The sequence below is a fragment of the Collinsella aerofaciens genome, from assembly GCF_015553355.1.
Taxonomy (GTDB): Bacteria; Actinomycetota; Coriobacteriia; order Coriobacteriales; family Coriobacteriaceae; genus Collinsella; species Collinsella aerofaciens_V.
Genome location: NZ_JADNGN010000007.1, coordinates 48,885 through 70,380, shown reverse-complemented (window position 1 = coordinate 70,380; position 21,496 = coordinate 48,885). Strand labels below are relative to the sequence as shown.

At 59.8% G+C, this 21,496-nt stretch carries 18 protein-coding genes; 13 read left to right on the top strand and 5 right to left on the bottom strand.

The features are described 5' to 3' along the window. The first annotated feature begins 198 nt into the window (after positions 1-198). The 4 genes from I2D57_RS03405 (at position 199) to I2D57_RS03390 (ending at position 4,842) form a co-directional block, all read left to right on the top strand. Entirely contained in the window at positions 199-1,059 is an 861-nt protein-coding gene (locus I2D57_RS03405) for a transporter substrate-binding domain-containing protein (RefSeq protein WP_195361477.1), read from the top strand. Further along, positions 1,059-1,712 carry an amino acid ABC transporter permease gene (locus I2D57_RS03400; protein ID WP_195361476.1) on the top strand — a complete coding sequence of 218 codons (654 nt, stop codon included), beginning with the start codon at positions 1,059-1,061 and terminating at the stop codon, positions 1,710-1,712. The genes I2D57_RS03405 and I2D57_RS03400 overlap by 1 nt, the downstream gene beginning before the upstream one ends. Then, positions 1,705-2,469 (top strand): amino acid ABC transporter ATP-binding protein, encoded by a 765-nt coding sequence (locus I2D57_RS03395; protein ID WP_055310177.1) that lies wholly within the window; start codon positions 1,705-1,707, stop codon positions 2,467-2,469. Before I2D57_RS03400 ends, I2D57_RS03395 begins: the two co-directional genes overlap by 8 nt. 297 nt (positions 2,470-2,766) lie before the next feature. Continuing rightward, positions 2,767-4,842 carry an elongation factor G gene (locus tag I2D57_RS03390; RefSeq protein WP_195361475.1) on the top strand — a complete coding sequence of 692 codons (2,076 nt, stop codon included), beginning with the start codon at positions 2,767-2,769 and terminating at the stop codon, positions 4,840-4,842. A gap of 114 nt (positions 4,843-4,956) precedes the next feature. Here I2D57_RS03390 and I2D57_RS03385 read toward each other — a convergent pair whose 3' ends face one another. Together I2D57_RS03385 and I2D57_RS03380 are read right to left on the bottom strand one after the other, a co-directional pair. Beyond that, complete coding sequence (locus I2D57_RS03385; protein WP_195361474.1) at positions 4,957-5,940, bottom strand: DNA/RNA non-specific endonuclease; 984 nt, start codon at positions 5,938-5,940, stop codon at positions 4,957-4,959. A 119-nt stretch (positions 5,941-6,059) separates the two neighbouring features. Then, positions 6,060-7,070 carry a LacI family DNA-binding transcriptional regulator gene (locus I2D57_RS03380; RefSeq protein ID WP_324249190.1) on the bottom strand — a complete coding sequence of 337 codons (1,011 nt, stop codon included), beginning with the start codon at positions 7,068-7,070 and terminating at the stop codon, positions 6,060-6,062. Between the two features lie 415 nt (positions 7,071-7,485). Between I2D57_RS03380 and I2D57_RS03375 the strand changes: the two genes are divergently transcribed. From I2D57_RS03375 to I2D57_RS03350, 6 genes are all read left to right on the top strand, one after another. Then, entirely contained in the window at positions 7,486-8,958 is a 1,473-nt protein-coding gene (locus I2D57_RS03375) for a PTS fructose transporter subunit IIC (RefSeq protein ID WP_070097550.1), read from the top strand. Positions 8,959-9,102: 144 nt separating this feature from the next. Beyond that, entirely contained in the window at positions 9,103-10,377 is a 1,275-nt protein-coding gene (locus I2D57_RS03370) for a class II D-tagatose-bisphosphate aldolase non-catalytic subunit (RefSeq protein WP_195192740.1), read from the top strand. 124 nt (positions 10,378-10,501) lie between these two features. Continuing rightward, positions 10,502-11,185, top strand: a complete 684-nt coding sequence (gene fsa, locus I2D57_RS03365) for a fructose-6-phosphate aldolase (RefSeq protein WP_006235616.1) — start codon at positions 10,502-10,504, stop codon at positions 11,183-11,185. Between the two features lie 63 nt (positions 11,186-11,248). Next, a complete protein-coding gene (locus I2D57_RS03360; protein WP_195361472.1) occupies positions 11,249-12,079 on the top strand; it encodes a transketolase in 831 nt (276 codons plus the stop codon). Next, positions 12,079-13,017, top strand: a complete 939-nt coding sequence (locus I2D57_RS03355; protein WP_138375051.1) for a transketolase family protein — start codon at positions 12,079-12,081, stop codon at positions 13,015-13,017. The genes I2D57_RS03360 and I2D57_RS03355 overlap by 1 nt, the downstream gene beginning before the upstream one ends. 11 nt (positions 13,018-13,028) lie before the next feature. Then, positions 13,029-13,481 carry a PTS sugar transporter subunit IIA gene (locus I2D57_RS03350; protein ID WP_055310174.1) on the top strand — a complete coding sequence of 151 codons (453 nt, stop codon included), beginning with the start codon at positions 13,029-13,031 and terminating at the stop codon, positions 13,479-13,481. A 782-nt stretch (positions 13,482-14,263) separates the two neighbouring features. Here I2D57_RS03350 and larE read toward each other — a convergent pair. Further along, entirely contained in the window at positions 14,264-15,142 is an 879-nt protein-coding gene (gene larE, locus I2D57_RS03345) for an ATP-dependent sacrificial sulfur transferase LarE (protein ID WP_195361471.1), read from the bottom strand. A 173-nt stretch (positions 15,143-15,315) separates the two neighbouring features. On the opposite strand from larE, the gene I2D57_RS03340 reads away from it, so the two are divergent. Continuing rightward, positions 15,316-15,966, top strand: coding sequence for an HAD family hydrolase (locus I2D57_RS03340; RefSeq protein WP_161115403.1), 651 nt, complete (start codon positions 15,316-15,318; stop codon positions 15,964-15,966). Positions 15,967-16,079: 113 nt separating this feature from the next. On the opposite strand, the gene I2D57_RS03335 is transcribed toward I2D57_RS03340, so the two are convergent. Further along, complete coding sequence (locus I2D57_RS03335) at positions 16,080-17,189, bottom strand: LacI family DNA-binding transcriptional regulator (protein WP_229055599.1); 1,110 nt, start codon at positions 17,187-17,189, stop codon at positions 16,080-16,082. Between the two features lie 313 nt (positions 17,190-17,502). Between I2D57_RS03335 and glmS the strand changes: the two genes are divergently transcribed. Beyond that, positions 17,503-19,350 (top strand): glutamine--fructose-6-phosphate transaminase (isomerizing), encoded by a 1,848-nt coding sequence (gene glmS, locus I2D57_RS03330; RefSeq protein ID WP_195361469.1) that lies wholly within the window; start codon positions 17,503-17,505, stop codon positions 19,348-19,350. Positions 19,351-19,461: 111 nt separating this feature from the next. Here the strand turns inward: glmS and I2D57_RS03325 are convergent, their stop codons facing one another. Then, the gene (locus I2D57_RS03325; protein ID WP_226790702.1) at positions 19,462-20,163 is read right to left on the bottom strand and encodes a GntR family transcriptional regulator; all 702 of its coding nucleotides are present in this window, start codon (positions 20,161-20,163) and stop codon (positions 19,462-19,464) included. Between the two features lie 193 nt (positions 20,164-20,356). Here I2D57_RS03325 and I2D57_RS03320 point away from each other — a divergent pair, with 193 nt between their 5' ends. Further along, complete coding sequence (locus I2D57_RS03320; protein WP_195361468.1) at positions 20,357-21,391, top strand: YeiH family protein; 1,035 nt, start codon at positions 20,357-20,359, stop codon at positions 21,389-21,391. Positions 21,392-21,496 lie beyond the last annotated feature (105 nt).

Below are 21,496 nucleotides of genomic sequence, written 5' to 3'. Positions count from 1 at the left end.
TTATCGCGAGTTCCGCACGAACAGGAGGCCACTTAATGTGGCCTCCGTCGTGAGCAGGACTGTAGAGCAGGAAACTTAACCCCCACACCCCTCACGCGGCGGGCAAACTCGCCTTGTGCTCTATCACGCTAAAGTGTATGATTCTGGACGTTACATGACTCACTTTACCTAACTAAAGTGTCATCAAGGGGGAATACCATGAACACCGATATGTCTCGTCGTCAGTTTGTTGGTCTAGCCGGCTCGCTCGCCACGGTGCTTGGCCTTGGTCTTGTCGGTTGCGGCGGTGGCGCCGGCAAGGGCTCCGCCGCTGGCTCTGCCGCGGCCAAGGATGTGAAGGGCGCTGCGGAGTCCAAGAAGCTCGTGGTGGGCTTTGATAAGTCCTATCCTCCGTACGGCTTTGTGGGCGACGATGGCGAGTACACCGGCTTTGATCTCGATCTGGCCAAGGCTGTTGCCGATAAGCAGGGCTGGGAGGTCAAATACGAGGCCATCGACTGGGATGCCAAGGATACGCTGCTCAACTCGGGCGCCATCAACTGTATCTGGAACGGCTTTACCATGGAGGGCCGCGAGGACGACTACACGTTCTCCGAGCCGTACATGCTCAACGAGCAGGTGCTGGTGGTAAAGAAGGATGCAGGCATCAAGAGCTGGGACGATCTTGCCGGCAAGACCGTGATTACCCAGACCGATTCCGCTGCGCAGGATGTGCTTGAGGGTGACCAGAAGGATCTGGCAGCGACGTTTGCCACGCTCGACACGATCGGCGAGTACAACACGGCCTTTATGCAGCTCGAGAGCGGCGCGGTCGATGCCGTGGCGTGCGATCTTTCGATTGCCCAGTATCAGCTTGCCGCCAAGCCCGATGCCTATACGCAGCTTGATGAGCCGCTGTCCAGCGAGCACTACGCCGTTGGCTTTAAGAAGGGCGACACCAAGTCGGCCGATGCTGTAGCCGAGTCGCTCAAGGCGCTCTACGAGGACGGCACGGTCAAGGACCTGTGCGACAAGTATTCAAGCTATGGTCTATCTTTCGATAATTGGGTGCTCAAGTAATGTCTATTCAGGTCATGATGCAGATGCTTGGCCAGGGATTCTTGGTCAGTTTGCAGTTGTTTGTGCTGACGCTGCTGGGGTCGATTCCGCTGGGAATCCCCGTGGCGTTTATGCGCATGAGCAAAATCGCGCCGCTTCGCTGGATTGCGCGCATCTATATCTCGGTCATGCGCGGCACGCCGCTCATGCTGCAGATGTTTGCCATCTACTTTGCCCCGTACTACGTGTTTGGCATTTCGCTCACGCCCGATTCCAAGTGGACGGCGTGCGTCGTGGCGTTCATCATCAACTACGCCGGTTACTTTGCCGAGATCTATCGCTCGGGCTTGCAGTCCATTCCGCGCGGTCAATACGAGGCTGCCGAGGTGCTGGGCTATTCGCGCGTGCAGACGTTTCTGTATATTGTGATGCCGCAGGTCGCCAAGCGTATTCTGCCGGCGATGGGCAACGAGATCATCACGCTGGTCAAGGACACGTCGCTGGCGTTTGCCATTGGCGTGGGTGAGATGTTCTCGACGGCCAAGGCGCTGGTCGCCTCGCAGGTGAGCATGGTGCCGTTTGCGATCGCGGCGCTGATTAACTGGGTCTTTAATTTCGTCGTCGAGATGCTGCTGGGCGCCGCCGAGAAAAAATTGGATTACTACCATGATTAATTCGGTAATGAATATATCGAACGCGCGTAAGGCGTTTGGCGGCAATGAGGTGCTCAAGGATATCTCGCTTGAGGTGAAGCGTGGCGAGGTCGTGGCGATTATCGGGCCTTCGGGTGGCGGCAAGTCCACGCTGCTGCGGTGTGCCACGCTGCTCGAGACACTCGACGGAGGCTCGCTCTCGTTTGGCGACCTTGCCGTTGCGACGGATGCGGGTTCGGGCGCGGTCTATGCGAAGGGCGATGTGCCCAAGCAGGCGCGCTCGCGATTCGGCCTGGTGTTCCAAAATTACAACCTGTTCCCGCACTATACGGTGATGAAAAACATCACCGATGCGCCGATTCGCGTGCTTAAGCGTCCGCGCGAGCAGGCGGAAGCCCGCGCTCACGAGCTGATTGCCCAAATGGGGCTGACAGGCAACGAGAACAAGGTGCCGTGTGAGCTTTCGGGCGGTCAGCAACAGCGTGTGAGTATCGCCCGCGCCCTGGCGCTCGATCCGGAAATCTTATTCTTTGACGAGCCGACCTCGGCGCTCGATCCCGAGCTAACGGCCGAGGTGCTGCGTGTCATTAAAGACCTGGCGGCGCAGAATATGACGATGGTGATCGTGACCCATGCGATGCAGTTTGCGCGCGATGTTGCCGATCGCGTGGTCTTTATGGACGGAGGCCGCATTGTCGAGGAGGGCCCGGCCGAGCAGGTTATCGATCATCCGCGTGAGCAACGTACCCGTGAGTTCTTGAGTCGTATCGAGGGCTAAGCTCAGCTATGTATTGAGAAGAAGCCGCCGCGGGTCTTATGGACTGCGGCGGCTTTTATTTGTATCGATGGGGTTTAATAATCGCCTGGCATACTTGCTCTGTCCTCTCGCCGCCTGTATTCATACGTGCGCCGAAAGGTATGCATGGACAGCCGCCCGTGAGGGTAGGGTGGTGGCATAGGACATTTGGAGGGTGAGTCGGCTCGGCTGCCGACCATGCTGCTCCCGGGATGGCACCGACCGCGAACTCTCCCCGTTGGCGTCGCGCATTGCGCGCGGCCCTGCAAGGAGGTCATCATGGGTGCTCCCAAGACCGGTAACGTAAGGAACGTGGTGCTCGTAGGCCAAGGCGGGGTGGGCAAGACTTCACTCGCCGAGGCCATGCTCCACCTTTCCGGCAAGACCGCCCGCCTGGGCGGCCACGACGGCACCAAGCCCACGCTCGACTATGACCCCGAAGAGGTCAAGCGTGCATTTTCCATCTCGACGACCATCGCGCCGATCGACTGGAAGGGCGCGCGCATCAATGTGCTCGATGCCCCGTGCTACCCCGATTTTATCGGCGACGCCTTTGCCGCGATGAGCGTCTGCGAGACGGCTCTGTTTGTGGTCGACGCCGAGGCCGGCCCGCAGCCTACGACGGTTAAGCTCTGGTATGCCGCCGAGGACCTGCGCCTGGCGCGTGCGGTGTTCGTAAACCGCCTGTCGCGCTCCGAGGCCAGCTTTGCGACCACGATGGACCTGCTGCAAGAGCGCTTTGGCACGCGCCTGGGCGCCGTGACCCTTCCCTGGGGCGAGGGCGAGGACTTTGACGGCATCATCGACCTGGTGCGCATGAAGGCGCGCCATTGCAACGGCACCGAAGCCGTTGATTCGGAGATTCCCGAGGAGTATCGTGCCCAGGCCGAGGAAGCCCATGACCATCTGTGCGAGCTGGTGGCCGAGGCTGACGACGAGCTGATGATGAAGTACTTGGAAGGCGAGGAGACGCTGACGCAGGAGGAGCTTGAAGGCCTGCTGTCGAAGGCGATCGCCGAGCGCATCTTTGTGCCGGTCTTTGCGGGCGATTGCATTAAGGAGCAGGGCGTCAACTCGCTGATGGACGACATCGCCACATACTTCCCGGCGCCGACCGACTACGGCGAGATGCCGCTTATCGACGGCGATTCGCTCAAGATTTCAAGCGACGATGATCGTCCGGTGGCGTTTGTGTTTAAGACCCTGGCCGATCCGCAGCAGGGTCGCATCAGCTTTATTAAGGTGCTGACGGGTACGCTTGAGCCGGGCCTTGAGCTGGTCAACGCGCGCACGCGCAAGGGCGACCGTCTGGCTCACCTGTATGTGATGTGCGGCCGCGACATGACCGAGGTCGGTCACGCCTATGCCGGCGACATTATCGTGGCACCCAAGCTGGCGGCCGAGACGGGCGATACGCTCTCGATTACCGGCAAGGTCGAGGCTGCGGCGTTTAAGTTCCCCAACTCGCAGTACCGCATCGCCATCGAGGCCGAGAATCGCGGCGACGAAGAGAAGCTCTACACGTTTATCGAGAAGGCCTGCAAGGCCGATCCGACCATGAGCATCGATCGTGACGAGGAGACGGGCCAGACCATTATCTCCGCCGTTGGTGAGGCGCAGGTTTCGGTGCTGCTCAACCGTTTGGAGGATCGCACCAAGGTCGTGGCCAAGAGCGTGCCGATCCGCATTCCGTATCGCGAGACCATTCGCCGTACGGCAAGCGCGCAGGGCCGCCACAAGAAACAGACTGGCGGTGCCGGTCAGTATGGCGACTGCTGGCTGCGCGTTGAGCCGCTCATTGGGCCCGACGGCACGAGCGATGGCTATGAGTTTGTAGACGAGGTCGTGGGTGGCCGCATCCCGCGCTCGCTCATCCCCGCCGTGGACAAGGGTGTCCAGGAGACCATGAAGGACGGCATCATTGCCGGCTACCCGCTCACGGGCATTCGCGTGGCTGTGTACGACGGCTCGTATCACAGCGTCGACTCCAACGAGATGGCGTTCCGCGCGGCGGCTCGCATCGGTCTGCGCAAGGCATGCGCCGATGCCGACCCGGTGGTGCTGGAGCCCATCGAGGAAATCACGGTGACTATCCCCGAGAGCTACGCCGGCGCCGTGATGGGCGACATCTCGGCCTCGCGCGGTCGCGTGACGGGTATGGAGACCGATGAGCGCGGCGATACCGTGGTCATTGCCCAGGCGCCGCTGGCCGAGCTGACGGATTATTCGACGCGCCTGCGCTCTATCACGCGCGGCACGGGCGACTTTACCATGAAGCCCGCTGGCTATGAGCAGGTGCCTTATGACGTTCAGGCCAAGCTCGTGGAGCGCTATGAGGAGGGTCGCGCCAAGTAGCGTGGGACTTTGCCTGCAACATGCATGCCGATGCAAGGGCTGCTCTGGGCAATCCAGGGCGGCCCTTTTTGGTCCCCGGTGGGGTTGCAAATCGGTTCTTGTCGTGGCTTGGGGCTAGTTCCCCGAGGCCTGGTTGCGGCCGGTGGCGTAGTCGATCTGCACGTGCGGCTGCAGGTTGTAGCAGTATACGTGGAAGCAGAGGGTCTTGCCGTGGTCCTCGACCGATTGCGCCTCAAGGCGCACGCCACGGCAGACAAGTTCCTCTTCGTTATACATGGGCGTGACACGGTAGAGCACATGGTTACCCGTATCGCGGATGTAGCCGAGAATCTGCTCTTCAAACGGCAGCATGCCCGTCTCGTTGAGATAACGCGTGCCGGTGAGGAGATTCTTGCGGTTGGCGTTTTCGCCGCAGAGCGACCAGGCGATGAGGTGACAGCGGTTGTAGAGGCTCTGGCCCGGAATAAAGTCGTAGCGCTGCTGGCGCCATCCAGCGGGATGGATACGCGAGATATCGCCGCGCTCGCCTTGACCGAGTGATTCGGGGCCCACGCAGGCAAGCGCTTTGCGGGTGCGGCCCAGGCTGTCAAGCTTGGAGAACTTCTTAAAGCAACCCTCTTCTGTAGCGCGCTCGTATTCATCGAGTGTGAATGATGGCGTGCCGAGCGGGTGCGTGCTGTCGGCGCGAAGGGCAACATAGGGGTTGCCGGCGTAGTCGGGAATGCTGCTGAGATAAACACCGCGGGCGCGGTTGAGGTCGGGGTTTTCGACCTCGTCGATGGGGGTGGCGGCGCTGTCCGCGGAAGCGCCGTCGCCGGTGTCGGTTGCGGCGGAATCGGAGCCATCGCCAGAGTCTTGGCTATTTTGAGAGTCCGAGGAGCTCGCTGTTCCCGATTCGAGTCGGGCAACCAGGTCCGCCTCGTCGTCGGTGCGGCTGGGACTCTCGTCTTGCTTCTCGGCCAGAGCCGCTGCCTGCTCATCGCTTTGCGGCGACAACAGCTTGGGCGCCCCGTCGAGCGACCCTGTGAACAGCGCAAACCCCAGCACCACGGCGGTGCCGATGGAAAGTACTTGCTTGTAGGCGGACTTGCGCGACATGGAGGCTCCTGGATGGACGGTTGGGAATCTACCAGTCTAGCAGGAGCCGGCAGGGGCCGTTCTGTCGAACAAATACTTAAGATTTGAGACAAACGCTACTGATTCATTTGTCCCGCGGTCTAGATCGAGGTGGAGTCGAGCCAGTTGAGCTTGCACTCGAGAATGCGCTGCTCGCCGGGTTCGCTGCTTCCGTCAAGTAGGGCGAGCAGCATCTCGGCTGCTTCGCGACCTTCTTGGTCGACGGGCTCGATGATGGTGGAGACGGTCGGTGTGGTGAGATTAGTCCAGTCTTCGCAGTTGAGTCCCAAAAGGCCGATTTGCTGCGGAAGCAGATGGGCCATTGGCTGGAGGGCCTTGTAGACACGGGGAAGTGCCCACTGATTTTGCACGAAGATAAGGGTTCGCTTGGCGGGATTGAACTTGAATTTAAAGTATTCGGTGAGCTCGTTGATTGACGGCTTGTTGTGATCGATGGGAATCGCTTTGTAGAGCTGCCCGTTCGCTGCCAGCGCCTCGGCATACCCCTGAAAACGCTCCATGCGGGTGCGCATTTCGGTCATGTTGGCGGCAATGGAAAAGAAATCTTCGTAGCCGGCGTCGAGGAGTGCCTGTGTGGCGTTGTACACGCCGTCGTAAAGGTTGGTTTTGATCCAGCTGGTACCTGGGCTATAGATGGCCGCATCGAAAAAGACGACCGGCTTGCCGGCGCGTCTAATGCGGTCATACACGGCTTTGAAGTTTGCCGTGGGCTGGATGATAAAGCCATCGACGCCCAGCGAGAGCATCTTGTCGACGTACATGAGCTCGGTCTCGGGGTTAAAGTTGCTCGTGCAAACGACCGTCTGGTAGCCCGCGGGGAGCATGACCTGCTCCATGCCATTGAGAACGAGCCCCGCCCATTTGTTGGTGTTATCCAAAATGATGATGGCAATGACGTGGGTTTGCTTGCCGGTGAGCGTCTGCGCTTGGGCGTTGGGAACGTATCCGAGTTCCTTAATGACGCGCGCGATTTTGTTCTGCGTCTTCTCGCTAAGCTTTTCTCGTTTGTCGTTGAGGTAATACGAGACGCTTGCCGTCGAGGTTCCCGCCTCTCGAGCGACGTCTGCGATCGTAACGCGCTGTTTTGCCACAGCGACTCCTTCCGACAGATGAGCATTTTCCAACATGATGACTTTGAGTCTTGGTGAAGGATACGCTTCGGTGAGCGGCTTTTTCCTTTCATATGAGTATGCAACAAATGCGGCATACGGGTGGGGTCGAAATTTGTGACCGGCATGCGCATCTGCCGTCTACCGAGAAAATCAAATACTTCTTGACTTTTGAAATCGAGGGCAAAATCGCAGGATTCATTTTTGGTTAAACGCATAACTAAATCGCATAACCAACGCTCTGACCTGCGCGTTTACCGAAATAAGCTGGCATTAAGAAAAACGAGCACCTATATTGTTCTTGTCGAAAAGACAGCAAGTCCAAACGGCAGGGGATGCTCCGGAGGCCTCCGCAGACGGTGTCTTGCGCACGCAACTCTATGAAAAGAGGGAAGCAATGAAGATCGTAGGCGTTGCCGCCTGTACTGTGGGTATCGCCCACACGTATATGGCCCAGAAGGCGATTCAGGATGAATGCGCCGCCCGTGGCATCGAGTGCAAGGTCGAGGCTCAGGGTGGCCTGGGTATCGAGAATGAGCTCACGCAGGAAGACGTGGACTCCGCCGACCTGGTCCTGGAGTCCGTCGACGTGGGTGTCGAGAACGAGGACCGTTTTGAGCAGAAGATGGCCGAGGGCAAGTTCCTGAAGGTCGGCACCTCGGATGTAATCGCCGATCCGGTAAAGATCATCGACCAGGCCATTGAGATCATCAAGGCGACGGGTGGCGCCGTTGACGCGCCCAAGGCCGAGGCCAAGGCAGAGAAGAAGGCCGTCTCCGCTGCCCCGCAGGCCCCGACACCGGCGTCCAAGCAGTCTATCTTTGCCGATCCTGGCAAGACGCTGCTCAATGCATTCAATACCGGCGTTTCCTATTTTATCCCCATCGTCGTTATCGGCGGCGTGTTTCTTGCCTTCTCGCTGGCATCCGGTACCGCCGGCGCCAACGGCATGGAGGTTACGAACCCGCTGATGGTGAGCCTTAACACCATCGGCATGGCCGGCATCTCCATGATGATCCCGGTGCTTGCGGCATACATCTCCTACTCGATGGCCGGCAAGCCCGCGCTCGCCCCCGGTTTTGTCCTGGGCTACCTGGTCAACAACGCAGTCGTTACCCCTAACGGCAACAGCGTTTCGACCGGCTTCTTGGGCGCCATGATCATGGCGGTCATCTGCGGCTACTTTGTCCGCTGGATGAAGACCTGGAAGGTCAACAACACCATCCAGACCATCATGCCCATCCTGATCATCCCGATTCTGACCTCGCTTGTCCTGGGTATGGCCTATATCTACATCCTGGCCACGCCGCTTGGCTTTGTGATGGACTGGCTCACCGGCGTGCTCGGCAGCCTGCAGGGCGGTTCCGCAGTTGTCCTGGGTCTGGTCATTGGCGTTATGACCGCCTTCGATATGGGTGGCCCCATCAACAAGACCGCCTCGACCTTCACCATGGCCATCATGGCCTCCGGCATCTATGGCCCCAACGGCATGTTCCGCGTCGCCGTCGCCATTCCCCCGATTGCCTGCGGCCTTGCTGCGCTCATCGCCAAGAACAAGTTCGATGACGCCGATCGCCAGATGGGTATCTCCGCACTGTTCATGGGCTGCATCGGCATTACCGAGGGCGCTATCCCCTTCGCGGTCAAGGACCTTGGCCACACCCTGCCCGGCATCTGCATCGGCTCTGCCGTGGGCGCGGCGCTCGCCGCCTTCCAGGGTATCGACTGCTACGTCCCGCACGGTGGCTTTATCGTCGCCCTTGCCACCAACAACGTCGCGCTGTTCTGCCTGGACATCGTGATTGGCGCCGTGGTCGCCGCTGCAATCCTGATTGCCATGAAGCCCACGCTCGATAAGCAGGCCAAGTAAACCTTTAAGGACTCCGGTTGTGCGGAGGGATGGATTTGACTCCGCACAACCGCCCCTACACAACAAAATCCATCCGTACTGATAGGGCCCACATCTGGGTCCCAGGGAACTTTTGTCAAAAATCCTCTGGAGAAGGAGAACAAAATGTCCAACCTCACCATCCGTCAGGCCGTTCAGGGCATGCTCAAGCTGCAGGATAGCGGCGATCACGCAACCATGGTCGGCATTGGCCCCATGAGCCCCAACCTGATTCAGGCCGTGTTCGAGCTTGCCAAGGACGAGGATTTCCCGCCCATGTTTATTGCTAGCCGCAACCAGGTCGATATGGACGAGATGGGCGCCGGCTACGTCAACGGTTGGGACCAGACGCGCTTTGCCGCCGACATCAAGAAGGTCGCCGACGAGGTGGGTTACACCGGTCCGTACTACCTGTGCCGAGATCACGGCGGTCCGTGGCAGCGCGACGAGGAGCGTAACGCCCACCTGCCCGAGGACGAGGCCATGGAGCTCGCCCGCAAGTCCTTCGTCGCCGACATGGAGGCGGGCTTTGACCTGCTGATGGTCGACCCCACCAAGGACCCCTATCAGATCGGCAAGGTTATTCCGCTCGACGTGGTGCTTCGCCGCACGATCGATCTTATCGACTACCTTGAGCAGTACCGTCGCGAGCATAACCTGCCCGAGGTTGCCTATGAGGTCGGTACCGAGGAGACCAATGGCGGCTTGACCTCTACCGATAAGTACGAGGAGTTCATTTCTCAGCTGCAGCCCGAGCTCGAGAAGCGCGGCTGCCCCATGCCCACCTTTATCGTCGGCCAGACCGGTACGCTCACCCGTTGGACCGAGCAGGTCGGCCATTACAACTTCAAGAATGCCCGCGAGCTCGCCGACATGGCTAAGCGCTACGGCGTGGGCCTGAAGGAGCACAACGCCGACTATCTGGACGACGCGACGCTGCTCGAGCACATCCCGGCACACGTGACCGCCTCCAACGTTGCTCCGCAGTATGGCACCGAGGAGACCCGCGCCTACCTCAAGCTCTGCGCCACCGAGCAGATCCTGGTCGACAACGGTCTGTGCGATGACCCCTCCGACCTGTATCACACCCTGCTGGTCAAGGCTATCAAGACCGAGCGCTGGCGCAAGTGGATGACTGGCGACGACGTCAACCTGCAGGTCGACGACATTCTTGCCGACGATGAGCTCAGCCTGAAGATCCTGGATGTCTCCGGTCACTATGCGTTCAACGATCCCGAGGTCAAGGAGCAGGTCGAGAAGCTCTACCGCAACCTCGCCGCTCAGGACATCGACGGCAAGCGCTTTGTCATCGAGCACATCAAGCGCCCGATCAAGCAGTACGTCGTCGGTCTTAACCTCAAGGGCGTCACGACCCGCATCGAGGCCGCTCTTGCCGAGTAAGTAGCTTTTCCTACGCGACGCCGGGCCTGGGGCATGTCCCAGCTGCAGGCCCGGCACATGGGACAAAGGGGCAGTCCCTTTGTCCCATTCTTTTGAGTTTTAGCTTCCTTTGAAGGGGTTCACCATGAAGTTCTTTATCGATACCGCCAATCTGGACGAGATTGCCGAGGCCAAGAGCTGGGGCTGCCTGGCCGGTGTTACCACCAACCCGTCCCTGTACGCCAAGACCGGCGGCAAGCTTGCCGACTTTGAGCCGCATATGCTCAAGATTGCCGAGCTCTGCGAGGGCCTGCCCGTGTCCGCCGAGTCTACCGCGACCACTGCCGAGGGTATGATCGAGGAGGGCAAGCGCCTTGCCGCCCTCGCCCCCAACATCGTGGTCAAGCTTCCCGTGTGCGAGGCCGGCCTTGCCGCCTGCCGTGCGCTGGCCGATGCTGGCGTGCGCGTCAACATGACGCTCGTCTTCTCGCCGACGCAGGCCCTTATGGCCGCCAACGCCGGTGCTCGCTACATCAGCCCGTTTGTCGGTCGTTTCGACGACATCGCCGAGGACGGTATCTCGCAGCTCGACAACGTCGTGACCTGCATTAAGAACTACGACTGGACGGGCAAGAACGTCGACGACACCGTCGAGATCATCACCGCCTCGGTTCGTACGCCCAACCACGTGACCCAGGCCGCGCTACTCGGTGCCGATATTGCGACCGTGCCCATGGCCGCTCTCAAGAAGTGCCTGCATCATCCGCTGACCGACCAGGGCCTCGCCTCTTTTGAGGCTGACTGGCAGAAGGTCGTCGCTCAGGCTTAACGAGTGGATTGCCCCGGCATCGCGTCATCCGGTGCCGGGGTTGTTCTCAAGAGAGGAATTCGTATGACCAACCAGGAGCTGGCGAAGGTCGCCAATGAGGTCAGGAAGGGTGTCGTGACTGCGGTTCACGCGGCCAAGTCGGGACACCCGGGTGGATCGCTCGGTGCTGCCGACATCATGACGTATCTGTACTTTGAGGAAATGAATATCGATCCTGCTGACCCTCACAAGGCCGATCGCGATCGCTTTGTGCTCTCCAAGGGTCACGCGGCGCCGGGCCTGTATTCGGTGTTGGCAAATCGCGGCTATTTTCCCGTCGAAGAGCTCGAGACGCTCCGCCATATTGGCAGCCGACTGCAGGGCCATCCCAACATGAACGACGCCCCTGGCATCGATATGTCCACCGGATCGCTCGGTCAGGGCATCTCTGCTGCAGTTGGAATGGCGCTTGCCGCTAAGCACTGGGGCGACGGCTACCGTGTCTACACGTTGCTGGGCGACGGTGAGTGCGAGGAAGGCCAGGTGTGGGAGGCGGCCATGTTCGCCGGCAACCATGCACTCGACAATCTTGTTGCCGTCGTCGACCACAACGGCTTGCAGATTGACGGCACGATCGATGAGGTCAACTCGGCCATGCCGCTCGCTGACAAGTTCCGCGCCTTTAAGTGGCATGTGATCGAGCTCGCCGACGGTAACGACATGGCGCAGATTGAGGCGGCTTTCGCTGAGGCTCGTGAGGTGACCGGCGTGCCCGTCGCTATCATCGCCGAGACGGTGAAGGGCAAAGGCGTCTCCTTTATGGAGAACCAGGTTGGCTGGCATGGCAAGGCGCCCAACGATGAACAGTTTGAGCAGGCCATGGCCGAGCTCGCGGCAGCAGGAGAGGAGCTCTAATGGCAGAGGTCAAAAAAGTCGCCACGCGCGTAAGCTACGGCGAGGCGCTCGTCGAGTTGGGCAATGAGCACGATGACTTTGTAGTGCTCGATGCCGACCTGGCTGCCGCTACGCAGACGGGTAAGTTTAAGGCTGCGCACCCTGAGCGCTTCTACGATGCCGGCATTGCCGAGAGCAACTTGATGGGGCTCGCCGCCGGCATTGCGACCACGGGCCACGTCGCCTTTGCGAGCACCTTTGCCATGTTCGCCGCCGGCCGTGCGTACGAACAAGTGCGTAATTCCATTGGCTATCCGCACCTCAACGTCAAAATCGGTGCCACGCATGCGGGTATCTCGGTCGGTGAAGACGGCGCCACGCATCAGTGCTGCGAGGACATCGCGCTCATGCGCACGATCCCGGGTATGACGGTAATCGTTCCCGCCGATGACATCGAGGCTCGCGCTTGCGTGCGCGCCGCCTATGAGTTTGAGGGCCCGGTTTACATGCGCTTCGGCCGCCTGGCAACACCGGTCATCAACGATCACGAGGACTATGAGTTCAAGATTGGTCGCGGCGTGGTCGTGCGCGAGGGGTCCGATGTGACCATCATCGCTTGTGGCCTTATGGTCGCCGAGGCGCTTGAGGCTGCCGAGGCGCTCGCTGCCGATGGTATCGATGCCGAGGTCATCAATATGCACACGATCAAGCCGCTTGATGAGCGCCTGGTGGTTGCCAGCGCCAAGAAGACCGGTCGCGTGGTCACTGCCGAGGAGCATTCGATTATCGGTGGTCTTGGCGAGGCCGTGGCCTCGGTGCTCGCGGAGCAGCATCCGGTGCCGATGCGTCGCGTCGGCGTGCGCGATGTGTATGGCGAGTCCGGCCCTGCGGTCGATTTGCTGCACAAGTACGGTTTGGACGCCGACGGCATCGAAGCTGCGGTCAGGTCCGTGTTGTAAGGAAGGTTTCCATGGGATTTGTATCTGCCAACCAAGTGACAATCGGGTATACCGCCGCCTCGCGCGAGGACGCCCTACATTATTTGTCCGAGCAGGCCATCGAGCTCGGCTTTGCCGATGACGCATCTGCCGTAGAGGCCGCCTTCATTGCTCGCGAGAACGAGGCCGAGACCGGCCTTGTCGCCGGTTTTGCCGTTCCGCATGCCAAAAGCGACGCGATCCACACGCCGGGCGTTGCCGTGCTTAAACTGACCGAACCCGTTGAATGGCCGAGCTTCGATGGGGTGCCCGTCGATGTTGCGCTCGCGCTGTACGTGCCCGCCGGCGAGGCCGGAACTACGCACCTGCGTCTGCTCTCCAAGGCTGCCGTGATGCTGATGGACGCCGGCTTCCGTGACAAGGTGCGCGCGAGCACCGATCCCGTTGAGATTGCGGAGCTCATCAATAGCGGACTCGAAGACTAGAACGGTCATCCCGTTCAATCAATTGATCCTTCTCCAAGGAAAAGGGCCGCGACGCCGTATGGGTGTCACGGCCCTATTTGCGTTTCCCCAGATAAAACCTGCCAAAATAAACCTGTCCCTTTTTGGCAGGCTAATCGTGAGTTATTTCACCGCAACTTAGGGCACGGTTAGGAAGTGTGCACCTTAAAGAGTGGAGCCCTTGATTAGAGAGATTGCGCTCGTCTCTCTAAATGTCTCTCTAAAGAGAAAGCTAGTTAAAGAGATAACATTGGGCAATCTAACAGCGAATTCGATACATCTCTCTAAATGTCTCTCTAAAACAAGGCGCTTATCTCTCTAAAGTTAGAGAGATAAATCTATTGTTTTAGAGAGACGGAATGCCAAAATTCGTCCGTCCGCTACCATCTGCCAAAAATGGCGGATAAAGGACTCATCGAAGTAATGGGTTCATCGACGAGCCGCAACCGCCGCTATCGGAAGAAGTAGATGCAGCCGAGTCGCCCCTCTTGTGTCTCTCGAAGTGAGATGGGTGCTAGGGGGGCGACTGCCTCGCGATATTTCCCCAGATAAAACCTGCCAAAATAAACCTGTCCCTTATTGGCGGGTCAGTTAACGCAGTGCAGGTTGAGCATATGCGAGCGAGCGGTCTCCGGGTGCGGTAAGGTGACGTGAAACAAGCGGGCGCTGACCTTTTGGTCGCGCCCGTGAAGTTGAACGTCAGATTGCCGTGTCCGGAGCCCGCGCAGCGCCGAGCAGTTACGCCGTTTGTAAAACGGCGTAACCTAAAGGTTCATGTTGCCGTGAATGTAGGGGGTGACCTCGGGGGAGATATGGTCGCAGCCCAGCTCGCGCAGCGCGGACTCGATGGCGGCGGGCGGCGGGGTCTTGCCCTTGTCGTCGACGGCGTTGCCACCGAGGGCAGCAATCTTGGCGACATCTGCGGGTGCGGCCTCGATATGCATGCAGCCGCCGACCAAGCGCGCGCGTACCTGTGCCAGATCAAGATCGTGCAGGTAATCCTCGCAGGCGCGGATTAAATCGACCTTCTCGCGTGTAAGCTCCTCGCCCGTGGGGACGCGGGTGGCAAGACATGCTCCCGCCGGCAGGTTCCAAACGGGATAGCCCCATGCGCGCAGCAGCTCGCGCTCTTCGTCCTTGGTAAAGCCGACCTCCATAAGGGGTGAGCGTACGCCGAGCTCTTCTGCCGCACGCATGCCGGGGCGGTAGTCACCGCGATCGCTTGCATTGCTGCCATCGATGACGGTGGGAAAGCCGAGCGACTTGGCGTGGTTGACGATGGCGGTAAAGCCGGCGTGCTTGCAGTGGTAGCAGCGATTAGTATCGTTGCAGGCTACTTGGGGGAGCTGCAGCTGATCCACCGAAAGATTGAGCACGGGGAGCTTAAAATGCGGCCCCTCATTGGCCTGCCCATCAACGGACTGCTCAAACGAAGCCTGCTCGGGCGTGCCGATGAGCGGCGTGGTGAGATGGACGAGGAGGGTATTGGTAGGCATGATGCGGGCGCATACGGCGGCCAAAAAGCTGCTGTCGACGCCACCGGAAAACCCGATAGCCACGCGCCCGTATGCCAAAAGCAGCTGTTCGAGCGCCGATAGCTTGTCTTGAAGCTCCTCTGCGGGTGCCGTGGTGTCTAAAATCATGAAACGATCCTTATCGTTGAGTACTCGATCGAAAACTATAATCCTAATGCGTTACTTGCCATAAGACTTCTATCTGTGTAACGAAAGTGCAATATGGTATATACGTTATATACAAGTTGCCAAATGCGGTAGAGTTGCGGCAATACGACAGCGAGAGTCGATGGGGGACCGATATGATCAAGGCTGTTATTTTTGACATGGATGGAACGCTGGTCGATACCGAGCGTTTGGGGATTAAGGCCTGGAAGGCAGGCGCCGCTGAGCTGGGGCTCGCGATTGATGAAGCGCTGATCCATCAGTTTATCGGCCGCACGCTGCCCGATGTTATGGACATCCTTGATAAGCATTACGGCAGCCATGAAACCACCGAGGCGATCTATCGTCGCCACAAGGAGATTCGCGACGAGATGGTCAAGACCGAACTGGAACTTAAGGCCGGTGCCGCCGAGTGCCTAGACGAGCTGCTGGCTGCGGGCTATCACGTGGGTCTAGCGACGTCGTCGCGCCTCGTTACGGCCGAGCGCAACCTTAAGATGGTCGGTCTTTTTGACAAGTTTGAAACGGTAACGTGTGGCGAGGACGTCGTGCACGGCAAGCCCGACCCCGAGATGTATCTGCTCGCCTGCGAGCGCGCGGGCTTTGCTCCCGAGGAATGTGCCGTGGTCGAGGATTCGCGCAACGGCTGCGTCTCGGGCATCACGGCCGGATGCCATGTCTTCGCCGTCCCCGATATCGTGCCGCTGCCGCAGGACGTGGTGGATGGCTGCGAGGCCGTGCTCGATACGCTGTTCGATCTGGCGGCGGCGGTCAAGGCCGTGCGCTAGACAATTGCGGCGTTGAAACGAGCAATTGCCCACGTTTGCGCTCAAGCAAAAGGGGCCCGGCAATGGTCGGGCCCCTTTTGCTTGAGCGGCGACTTAGCATACTTGCGGGCGTGCTATAGATACGCACCGAGGTTGATGGCCGTGGCGTCGGTCTGGCTGCTTGCCTGGGTGCTGGCGCGTTCCAGCAGGAACGGCCGCACGAGTTCTTGGCGGTTGATATCCTCGGCGGCGACTGCGGTGACGGTACGCGCTGCGGAGCCGACACGGATATGCTTGGTCTTTGCCGGGGCCTTGTTCTCAATTTGCTCCATGAGCAATTGAACGCCCTTGCGGCCAATCTCGTAGCCCGGGGGCGCTACCGTAGTGAGCGGGACCGATCCGCTCCAAGCGAGTGGGTTGCCGTCGCAACCTGCTACGCGTACTTGCCCGGGGACAGAGATGCCCTTGTCGACCAGCGCCGAGATAACGCCCGAGGCCAACACGTCGGTCAGGCCGACGACAAAATCGGGGCGTTCGTTCGCGGGGCGCTCGGCGATTTGGGCACCGATGCCGTAGCCGTCGGCAGCGGTATTCCATTCGCCGGCGTCGATGACTTCGATCTTGATATCGGGGTGCAGAGCGAGGGCCTTGTGAATGCCAAGCACACGTAGGGTGAGCTGCATAAATGCTGCTCGGCCGACGACGACAATATGGTGCGCGCCGCGGGCGATGGCGAGTTCGGCAATGATGCGACCCTGGGCCTCGTTGTCGGCCGCTACGTAGTAGCCGGGCTCGGAGCAATGGATGTCCAGGTGGACGATCGGCACGGGCATCTTAGCCATGGCGGGGTGCCAGTCGGGGGATGCCATGGGCTGAACCATGACGCCGGACATTTGGGTGCCCATAAAGTAGCGCAGGTAATGGTCCTCGAGAATATCGTCGTTATCGGCGTTGGCGATGAGCAGGTCGTAGCCGTGCTTGCGGGCCTCGTTGTGGGCGCCGCTGGCGATTTGGAGCGAAAAGCCGTGATCGAGACGGGGGAGCACCAGGCCAAAGGACTTGGTGGCGCCGCCCGCGAGCTGACGAGCGCTTTGGTTGGGCAGGTAGCCAAGGCGATTGATGGTCTCGTTGATGAGCTTGAGGGTTTCGGGGCGCAGCTTTTCGGGGTGGTTGAGCGCGTTGGAAACCGTGCCCAGCGAAACTCCGGCCTCGCGCGCGACGTCGCTGATTTTTACCTTTGCCATAGCGGCCCCTTTGATGCGTTTCAAGTACAAGCCAGATTGTAGCATCCCAAACCAACCAAAAAGGGATAGGTTTATTTTGGCAGGTTTTATCTGGGGAAACGCTGTTGCCAACGCGACCACCACGAAGGGGGACAGGCGCCTTTGTGGTGGTTTGGACCGGCTGGACGTGTGTGCATCGGGTGGTATCTAAGTTGAGGTACCACTTCTGGTATATCAGCTTGCGTTTGCGTGAGTACAATACTCGAACGTTATACGTCTCAGCGCCCCCTGTGCGTGGACGTCTTGCAGTCACGCGAACGAAGGGATTTATCCTATGTGCGGAATCGTCGGCTACACCGGCTCTGATATTGCAAAGAACATCCTGGTCACGGGCCTCAAGCGTATGGAGTATCGCGGCTATGATTCCTCGGGCGTCGCGCTCGAGGTGGGCGAGGGCGCCGCGGCGCACCTCGACGTCATCCGCCGCGTGGGCAAGGTCGCGGGCCTGGAGAGCGAGCTTTCCAACATCGACAGCGACGCTACCTGCGGTATCGGCCACACCCGTTGGGCCACCCACGGCAAGCCTTCGGTCGTTAACGCTCACCCCCACACCAGCTGCGACGGTCGTATCGCCATCGTCCACAACGGCATCATCGAGAACTTCGCCGAGCTGCGCGAAGAGCTGGAGGGTCGCGGCCACCACTTTAAGAGCGAGACCGATACCGAGGTCTTCGCGCATCTGATCGAAGAGGCTTATGCCGAGACGCACGACCTGATGGCCTCCGTGCGCGAGGCTTGCGCCCACGTGGTCGGTGCCTATGGTCTGGCCGTCGTGTGCGCTGACGAGCCCGGCGTGATCGCCGTGGCCCGCAAGGATTCCCCGATCGTGGTCGGCGCGGGCGAGACCGGCGCCTATGTCGCCTCCGACGTCATCGCGCTCATCGACGCCACCCGCGATGTCGTGGTGCTCGAGGACGGTCAGTTTGCCAAGCTTACGCCCGCAGGCGTCGAGTACACCGACGAGGCCGGCAACGTTATCGAGCCCAAGGTCACCCACATCGACTGGGACCTGGACATGGCAGAAAAGGGCGGTTATCCCGACTTTATGCTCAAGGAGATCCACGAGCAGCCGCGCGTCGTGCGCGACACGCTGGTGGGCCGCATGACGCCGGCCGGCGAGCTCGACATCGACGAGCTGGGCCTTTCGCTCGAGGAGCTCAACGACATCGACCGCGTCTACGTGATCGCTTGCGGCACCAGCTATCACGCTGGCCTCATTGCCAAGAATCTCATTGAGGGCTGGGCTCGCATCCCCACCGAGGTGGAGGCGGCCAGCGAGTTCCGTTATCGCAATCCCATCATTACGCCGACGACGCTTGTCGTTGCCGTGTCCCAGTCGGGCGAGACGGCCGATACCCTTGCCGCCATTCGCGACGCGCGCATCAAGGGTGCCAAGGTCTTCGGCATCACCAACGTGGTGGGCAGCCCCGTAGCGCGTGAGAGCGACGGTGTTATCTACACCAAGGCCAACAAGGAGATCGCGGTCGCCTCGACCAAGAGCTTCATCGGCCAGGTTGTGAGCCTTACGCTTTTGGCCCTGCTGCTGGCGCAGGTCAAGTACCGCTTGACCACCAAGCAGGCGCGCATGCTGTTCCGCGAGCTTTCCGATACGGCCGAGCAGATCCAGTGGATTTTGGATACCCAAACCGAGGCCGTGCATGAGGCCGCCCTGCTGTGCAAGGACGCGCAGTCCGCACTGTTCGTGGGTCGCGGCATGGGCGCCGCTATTTCCTACGAGGGTGCACTCAAGCTCAAGGAGGTCAGCTACCTGCACGCCGAGGCCTACGCCGCCGGTGAGATGAAGCACGGCCCCATTGCCCTGATCGACCCGGGCTTCCCTGTCATCGCTGTGGCCACCAAGAGTGCCACCTACGACAAGACCGTGTCGAACCTCATGGAGTGCAAGGCGCGCGGCGCCAAGGTCATCGTCGTTGCCACCGAGGGCGACGAGGAGATCAACAAGATCGCCGACTGCATCATCCGCGTGCCAGCAGTCCGCGACGTGTTCAGCCCCATCACGGCGAGCGTCCCGCTGCAGCTGCTCGCCCGCGAGGTCGCCATCCTGCGCGGCTGCGATGTCGATCAGCCCCGAAACCTCGCTAAGAGCGTGACCGTGGAATAGTTGGTTCCGCCGTCCTAGCGACCAAGGCCCGGCTCCGTTGCAGCGGAGCCGGGCCTTGTTGCATTTGCCCAGATAAAACCTGCCAAAATAAACCTGTCCCTTTTTGGCAGGTTAGCGGAGCTTGCTGGTCTCGAAGTACTCGGGGAACTGGTCCAGAACCTCGGTTTGGTTGCGGAACATCATGTGCAGGTGCTTGCTGACCAAAAAGCTCGCTTCGATGGGGTCGCGACCGGCGATAGCGCGGCGAATCTGCTTGTGCTCGTTCACGATGTCCTGATTGTCGAGAACCTGCGTGGCGGCGCGCAGCCAGCGGAAGCGCTCAAGGTCGGCATTGGTCTCTTCGAGCCACGACCACACGGTGCTGCGACATGCGATGCTAAAAATCATGTGATGCATGAGGTTGTCGCTCAAAAAGAAGCCGATGCGATCCTCTTCGGCCATGGCCTTTTCCTGCAGCGCGATGGCGCGGTCGAGCTGCTCGATGCCGGCCGACGTGGCGCGCGCACAGCACTCCACGATCACCTGCTTTTCCAGATGCTCGCGGATGTAACAGGCACTCTCGGCAAGGGTGAGGTTGATGGGTGAGACGTAGGTACCGCTCTGGGGCACGGTGCGCACCAGGCCCTCTTGCGCCAGACGCACCAGTGCCTCGCGCACAGGGGTGCGCCCCATATCCAGGTCGTCGCAAAGTTGCTTGACGCCCAGCTTTTCGCCCGGCTTGTAGTCCAGGTAGACGATTTTGCGTCGAATGGTGTGGTAGGACTGGTCCTGTAGGCTCGTTTCCTGCTCGCCGACGTGCATCGATTCTTCCATAGCGCCTCGCAACTGTTCTATCAAACTCATATGTCAGTTGTTAATTATGCCGCGAATCAGCTCTCCGCGGTGGGTAATTCGGCTGTTGCCTGAGAACTATTGCGGCATCTTAGTCTGTGTTTGCGCAAGGCTGCGCTCAATGTTGCCGTATCATAAGCCGTCGCAAACGTGAAATAGAAAGAAGGAATCCCATATGCAACTGGCAAATTTCGTACGCGAGCGCTGGAAAGGCGTCTTGTTCTGCCTGATCATCGCCATTCCCGCGACGTTGCTCGGCAAACAAATTGAAGTGGTCGGCGGTCCGGTGTTTGCCATCCTCTTTGGCATGGTCCTGGCGCTCGTCTTTCCCAAGAATCGTCGCGAACCGCTCGCTGCCGGCGTTACCTATACGTCCAAAAAAGTCTTGCAGTACGCGGTTATCCTGCTTGGCTTTGGCATGAACCTCTCCCAGATCCTGTCCAAGGGCGCCCAGTCGCTGCCGATTATCGTGGCGACAATCTCGACCTCGCTTGTCATCGCCTTTGTGCTCTGCCGCGTTATGAACGTGCCGGGTAAGATCGCGACGCTTGTAGGTGTGGGTTCGTCGATTTGCGGCGGTTCGGCCATCGCTGCGACAGCGCCCGTCATCGATGCCGACGATCGCGAGATTGCCCAGGCCATTTCGGTCATCTTCCTGTTTAACGTTATCGCGGCGCTCGTGTTTCCAACGCTCGGCGGCATGCTCGGGCTGACCAACGAGGGCTTTGGCCTGTTTGCCGGCACCGCCATCAACGACACCTCGTCCGTAACGGCTGCGGCGAGCGCCTGGGACAGCATGCATCCCGGCGCCAATGTGCTCGAGAGCGCCACGGTGGTCAAGCTCACCAGAACGCTGGCCATTATCCCCATCACGTTGGTCCTCGCATGCTGGCAGATGCATCTGGCGCGCAAGGCCGGCGGTGACGCCAAAAGCACGTTCTCGCTTAAACGTGCGTTTCCCATGTTTGTGCTGTTCTTTGTGCTGGCGAGCGTAATCACCACGGTGCTTCAGCTTCCCGCGCCCATTACGGCGCCCATCAAGGAGCTATCGAAGTTCTTTATTGTGATGGCCATGGCGGCCATTGGTTTTAATACCGATATCGTCGAGCTGGTCAAAAAGGGCGGCAAGCCCATCGCGCTGGGCTTTTGCTGCTGGATTGGCATTGCGTGCATGAGTTTGGGAATGCAGCACGTGCTGGGAATCTGGTAGAGAAGTAGCTTATTTGCGTGTTGCGTGCTGGTGAGCGCATGCCTGCGGTGGAGCGATAGGAGCTCTTGCGGGTATGGCTTGTCCGCAGGTTTATAAGTCCCGAAG